Raw genomic sequence first — 4421 nt, 5'->3', positions numbered from 1 at the left:
CCCAGTTTCTGATACTTCGGATCTTTACCACCGTTAATAATCGGGGCAAGGAAGAGTCCTGCAGACAAGAACCCGGTCGCTATCCAGAACATGGCGGCCTGAATATGCCAGGTACGAGTTAGTGAGTAGGGGAACCACTCTGAAATATTAATACCGTAGAACTCTTGTCCTTCTACTGTGTAGTGCGCGGTAAGACCACCCATTAACACCTGGAAAGTGAACAGAGCAACAACGATAAATAAATATTTGCCCAAAGCTTTTTGCGATGGAGTCAGCTTAACCTTAGCAATAGGATCATGCTCTGGCGCAACCAGTTCCTCTTCTTCTTTGTCGCGTAAGAATGCCCACGCCCAAATTAAGAAACCAATACCGGCGATCAATAGGATAACACTGACAATGGACCAGATAATGTTTTCTGCGCTAGGCACGTTATCTATCAAGGTTTCATGTGGCCAGTTGTTGGTATAGGTGATGTCTGCACCTGGACGTTCAGTAGCAGCTGCCCATGCGGTCCAGAAGAAAAAGTCGTTCATTACTGCGCGACGCTCAGCTGAAGGCAGAGTGTTTTCCTTCATTGCATAGCTTACGCGAGTAGGGCGAAGCTCCGGGTCATCGCTGAACAGTTTTGAGTAGTACTCACCCGTTTGCTCAATAGCCTGAATGCGTCGCTCACTAAGAGTAACGGTGTCTGAGGCTTTGTCATAGGTGTTGGTGCGATACTCTTCCTTAAGTTCGTACTCAAGTTGGTTCTGTTGTACACCAGTAAGCTGTTCATAAGGCTTATCGAAGACTTCGTGGGCACGAATGTCTAACCAGGCCAGCAACTCACGGTGTAGCCAGTCAGCTGTCCAGTCCGGAGCCTGGTAAGCACCATGTCCCCAAATTGAGCCAAGCTGCATGCCGCCAACCGACTGCCAGGCTGTCTGCCCGTCTAAAACCGATTCCTCGGTTGCAACGACGTTACCATTGGTACTCATGAACTTATCCGGAATAGGCGGAGCCTCCCGGTAAACTTCCGTTCCAAAATACCCTAAAACGCCAAAGGTAATTGCAAGAACTGCAATTAATGTCCACCAAAGCTTACGATACCCGGCCATTATTGACCTCCTTGATGCTGAACAGCTTCATGTTGTTACTCCATAGGTTTATGAGCAGAGAATTCTTATTAATTCACTATGCGTTCACCTAATTGCAATATTGAGGCCACTTTTTAAAGTGTTGATTACTATAGCTTTTATTTTAAATAGGGTTTTTATGACTGAGTTTTATTAGGTTGTTTTAACTGGCGTGGTTAAAAGTACCCTAACGGTCATTTCTACCCTAAAAGAGGTATCCCTTCAGGCGGGTTGGCAGCTTTATTCCTTTCTGCTTAAACCTTGAGCAGGATCAATGCATTCGCATCAGACTCTCCTATGCTAGAAACACAATATGTAGTGTTAAATTTCAAGTAACTAACGATATATGGTGTTTTATGCCGGTTTACCCCACAAGACTGCATTACAGCGCGGAACAGATTGTCTGGCAGGAAGTTCCGGGAGAAGTGGCGTTAGCTTACACCATTACCGGCTGCCCGGTTGGGTGCAAAGGTTGCCATAGTGTGGATAGCTGGCCGGTCGGAAGTGGCGAGCCACTGACGCAGGAGCACCTTCAGCAGCAGTTGCAAAAATATCGCGGATTAATTAGCTGCGTTTTATTTTTGGGTGGCGAGTGGCAGCCAACGGCACTACTGAAACTATTAAAGCAAGTAAAAAATGAAGGGCTGGAGACTTGTCTGTATACCGGCTATGAAAACGTCTCACTAGCGCTTCGTGAACAACTGACTTATCTAAAAACCGGACCGTGGATAGCTGCCCGGGGCGGCTTGGAAAGTCCAACGACCAACCAACGATTCTATGACTTACGGACACAGCAGTTATTGAACTGCGAGTTTCAAACAGGAGAATAATTATGTTGCGCTTAAACGAAGAACAAGTCACTGGCAAAGTCGATTTCATCCACGAGTACTTGCACGCTCAAAATGCGGCTGATGGCTCAAAAATGGACGCAAACGCCAACGTCACACAAAAAAATATAGCAACGCTTGAAGCCGAGTTAATGAAAGACTTTTTTGTGCAGGTTAACCGCAAACAAGTCAGTAATAAAATTAGTGAGCTTTTTGGTAACGATTTGGCGAAAGAATACGTGCGTCAAATTGAGGACCATGAAATTTACGTGCACGATGAAACCAGTCTGAAGCCCTACTGTGTTTCAGTCACTATGTATCCGTTTCTACGTGACGGCTTAACCAAGCTGGGCGGTGAGTCTCAGGCACCTAAGCATTTAGAGTCGTTCTGCGGCACGTTCGTTAACTTTGTTTTTGCCGTGAGCTCGCAGTTTGCCGGGGCTGTGGCAACGGTCGAGTTCTTAACCTACTTCGACTACTTTGCCCGTAAAGACTACGGGGACGATTACTTAAACACCCACCGCCACGAAATTGAAAACCACCTGCAGCACGTGGTATATGCGCTGAATCAGCCTGCGGCGGCCCGCGGCTACCAGAGTGTGTTCTGGAATATCTCTATTTACGACCAGCATTACTTTGACAGTATGTTTGGTGAGTTTGTTTTCCCTGCAGACTTCACTAAACCGGAGTGGAGCTCGGTGAGCGCGCTGCAGGACTTCTTCCTGGACTGGTTTAATAAGGAACGCGAAAAAACGATTCTAACCTTCCCGGTGGTGACGGTTGCCATGTTAACCAACGACGGGCAATGTAAAGATCAGCCGTTTGCAGAGAAAATCGCCGGAGAAATGGCTAATGGTAACTCCTTCTTTGTCTACTTATCTGACAATGCCGACTCGTTAGCGTCATGTTGCCGACTACGGAGTGAAATAAGCGACAATACCTTTTCTTATACCTTAGGTGCCGGTGGGGTCGCTACAGGCTCTATTGATGTCATAACCATGAACATGAACCGCTTGGTTCAGGATGGCAGAGGTTTAGACGAAGAAGTCAGCAAAATTCATAAGTATCAGGTGGCTTACAGAAAGTTGATGGAAGAATATAAAGAAGCGGGTCTGTTAACTGTTTATGACGCCGGCTTTATTACTCTGGACAAGCAGTTCCTGACTATAGGCATTAACGGCATGGTTGAAGCGGCTGAGTCGCAGGGGATTACCGCAGGTAACAACCAGGCTTATAAAGACTTTGTGCAGAACCATTTAAAAATGATTTACGACGCTAATAAAGCGGCGAAAAAAGAATACGGCTATATGTTCAATACCGAGTTCGTGCCAGCAGAAAACCTGGGTGTGAAAAACGCTAAGTGGGACAGAGCTGACGGCTACAAAGTGAGCCGTGACTGCTACAACTCCTATTTTTATGCGGTAGAAGACGACGACGCCAATGCATTGGATAAGCTTGTTCTTCATGGAAAAGAGTTGATTGAATACCTGGACGGCGGTTCGGCTCTGCACTTAAACCTTGATGAAAAGCTCAATACCTCAGGGTATTTGTCGTTACTGAATATTGCCGCAAAAACGGGCTGTAACTACTTCTGCATTAACGTCAAGATTACCATTTGTAATGCCTGCGAACAGATTGATAAACGCACCTTAAGCGAATGTTCCAGCTGTGGCTCTGCAGACATAGACTACGGTACACGGGTTATTGGCTACCTGAAACGTGTATCGGCATTTAGCGCTGGTCGACGCAAAGAGCATCATTTGCGTCATTATCACCGTAAACAGCCGTCAGAGGTTGCTGTTGGCGCAGCGCAAGCCAATATTGGGCTGCGAAAAGCCAGCTAAAATCTGAAAACTACCCATAAAGAGGGAGCCCGCCTCCCTCTTTTTTCATGCCTTAAAATTGCGCTTTTATGGTATTCTCCGCGCGCACTTCCGGAAATTCAGGTGAAGCCATGGAAATCAATAGTTATCAAGACTTTATAAAAGCAGCAAAACAACAACACGAACCTCAGCGTTTGCTGTTTGTGTTAGCAAAAGCGCAACTCCCCGAGCAACCGACAGACAGTCAGAAGCAGCAATTCGAAACACAGGAAGGCGGCACATTAGAGCCGGTACTTTGTGTCGATAAACTGCCCGAAGAAGTCGAAGACTTTTCTGCGTTGGTTGAAGAGTCTAAACGCACTGACATTGACTGGGATATTGCGTTTATCAGCGCAATGGACGGCCGCGGCGGTCATCCCATTTCAAGCGACGAAGCCAGCCAGCCACTGGAAATGATGGTGCAGCAAATTCAGGCCGGCATGATCAAACATTTTTTAACCATTAACCGACAAGGAGAGTTGGTGCAGTTACTGTAGAGGTACGCTGCGCCCTATGTGGCCATGACAAAATTTCTGATTACCGTTATTACCCTGTTTTTTTCGGTATCGGCACTGGCGGCAGAGCCCGCCATCTCTCCTTTTGATTTAACCCAGTCT

At 46.7% G+C, this 4421-nt stretch carries 4 protein-coding genes; 3 read left to right on the top strand and 1 reads right to left on the bottom strand.

Going from position 1 to position 4421, the window contains the following annotated elements; genetic code table 11:
* On the bottom strand, window positions 1–1097 hold a 1097-nt coding region (locus B3180_RS13895; RefSeq protein ID WP_286845097.1), incomplete at its 3' end, for a cbb3-type cytochrome c oxidase subunit I.
* 374 nt (window positions 1098–1471) lie between these two features.
* Here B3180_RS13895 and nrdG point away from each other — a divergent pair.
* From nrdG to B3180_RS13880, 3 genes are all read left to right on the top strand, one after another.
* The gene (nrdG, locus tag B3180_RS13890) at window positions 1472–1945 is read left to right on the top strand and encodes an anaerobic ribonucleoside-triphosphate reductase activating protein (protein WP_273024040.1); all 474 of its coding nucleotides are present in this window, start codon (window positions 1472–1474) and stop codon (window positions 1943–1945) included.
* A 2-nt stretch (window positions 1946–1947) separates the two neighbouring features.
* Window positions 1948–3786, top strand: coding sequence for an anaerobic ribonucleoside-triphosphate reductase (nrdD, locus tag B3180_RS13885; RefSeq protein WP_286845096.1), 1839 nt, complete (start codon window positions 1948–1950; stop codon window positions 3784–3786).
* Between the two features lie 110 nt (window positions 3787–3896).
* Window positions 3897–4301, top strand: coding sequence for a hypothetical protein (locus B3180_RS13880; protein ID WP_054488633.1), 405 nt, complete (start codon window positions 3897–3899; stop codon window positions 4299–4301).
* The last annotated feature ends 120 nt before the right edge of the window (window positions 4302–4421 follow it).

The organism is Idiomarina sp. UBA4206 (genome assembly GCF_002383015.1).
Taxonomy (GTDB): domain Bacteria; phylum Pseudomonadota; class Gammaproteobacteria; order Enterobacterales; family Alteromonadaceae; genus Idiomarina; species Idiomarina abyssalis.
The sequence above is the reverse complement of the archived record's forward strand: the minus strand, read 5'-3'. Positions and strand labels throughout refer to the sequence as shown.